The sequence below is a fragment of the Mesorhizobium sp. M0830 genome (assembly GCF_040319965.1).
Lineage (GTDB): Bacteria > Pseudomonadota > Alphaproteobacteria > Rhizobiales > Rhizobiaceae > Mesorhizobium.
This window is the reverse complement of record NZ_JAMYOR010000137.1, coordinates 1-1,426: the sequence shown is the minus strand read 5'-3', so window position 1 is coordinate 1,426 and position 1,426 is coordinate 1. Positions and strand designations below refer to the sequence as shown.

Here is a 1,426-nt window from a genome sequence, read left to right as displayed (position 1 = left end):
CAGGCTTCTCTGATTGGGGTCGGTGAGGTCAAGCGTTTCCTGTCTTTTTTCCGGACCATGTCGCCCCGCGGGTCACTCGCTTCTCTTCGCGGTCGGCGCGGAGCCGCCGCATGATGGGGTCAGGAGAGCGAGGCGTCTCAATCTGTTGAACGACCTTGGGAGACTTCGCCCAGGATCGTGCCTGCTAACGAGATCGCCTTGCCCATCGTCCCCACGGAACGATCCAGATCACCCTCGCGGGCGAAACCACTGTCTGTGTTCGTTTTTGTTCCTTGCGCTATTTCATGCCGATCCGGCGGCTTCCTTTCCAAAGCGGAATTCGGTTGCGTCGGCCCACATGCGGTGCAGGATGACGGCCAGCTTGCGGGCCACCGCCACCCGCGCCCGCGCCATGCCGCGGCGTCTGGCGATGTTCATGCCCCAGGCGCGCAAGCTCGACCACTTTTTGGAACGCACAAGCAGTGAATGGGCTGCCTCGTAGAGTGCTGTGCGGGCGAGCTCGTCGCCACAGCGGCTGACTTTGCCCTGGATGTCGGTCTCACCGGATTGGTATCGCGCTGGCGTCAGCCCCAGATGCGCTCCCACCGCCCGCGAGGAGCCGAACCGCTCCGGCCGGTCGATCGTGGCGCGGAAGGCGAGCGCCGTAATCGGACCAACGCCTGGCGCGCTCATCAGCCGCCGGCAGACCTCCTCCTTGCGGACGATGTCGAGAACCTTCTTGGTCAGCCGGGCGAACTCCTTGAGCATGGTGCCGAGGATCGTAAGCAGCGGCTCGACCATCGCCATCACCTCGGCACTGGCCAGTTCGCGCACGCGATCAGCAAAGGCGGTGCGCGACGGCGTACCGAGCTTGACGCCGGCCTCTCGCAGCATGGCGCGCACGACATTCTCGATGCTGCGCATCTCGTTCAGCACCGTCCGGCGGGCAACCAGCAGCGCACGCCACAGCCGGCATTGCCGGCACTTGACATGCACCTGCCGATACCAGCCCGTGCGCATGATCTGCGCAAGCGCGCGGGCGTCGTTGCGATCGGTCTTGTTCGGCATCGTCTTCATGGCCGCATTGGCTTGGCGCGTCTCGATGCAGATCGCAGGCAGACCTTCGGCGCACAATCCATCGTGAAGCCAGGCCGTCAGCGAGCACGCTTCAAGCCCGATGCGCTCCAGCGGCAGATCGAGCTTCCGCAACGCATCGGACAAGGCCTGTGGTTCGCTCGCCGCTCGTGTTTCCTTCACGATCTGACTGCTCTCATCGACGACGCAAATCGCGGTCTCTTCCAAAGATACATCTAATCCAGCAAAATACTTCACGGCTGCTCCTTCCCGATGTTTGTGGCGCTCCAAGGCGACCACGTTCTAACATCCATACAGGAGCAGCCGCCCGCACCTTGGCTCGGGCGAGACCCCAATCACCCCATCTGTTGAA

1 protein-coding gene is annotated in these 1,426 nt (G+C 63.3%); it reads right to left on the bottom strand.

Features of this window, described 5'->3' with window-relative positions:
* Nucleotides 1–282 precede the first annotated feature (282 nt).
* Nucleotides 283–1,311: an IS110 family RNA-guided transposase gene (locus NKI20_RS33535; RefSeq protein WP_352838272.1), complete on the bottom strand. Its 1,029-nt coding sequence runs from the start codon at nucleotides 1,309–1,311 to the stop codon at nucleotides 283–285.
* Nucleotides 1,312–1,426: the final 115 nt, after the last annotated feature.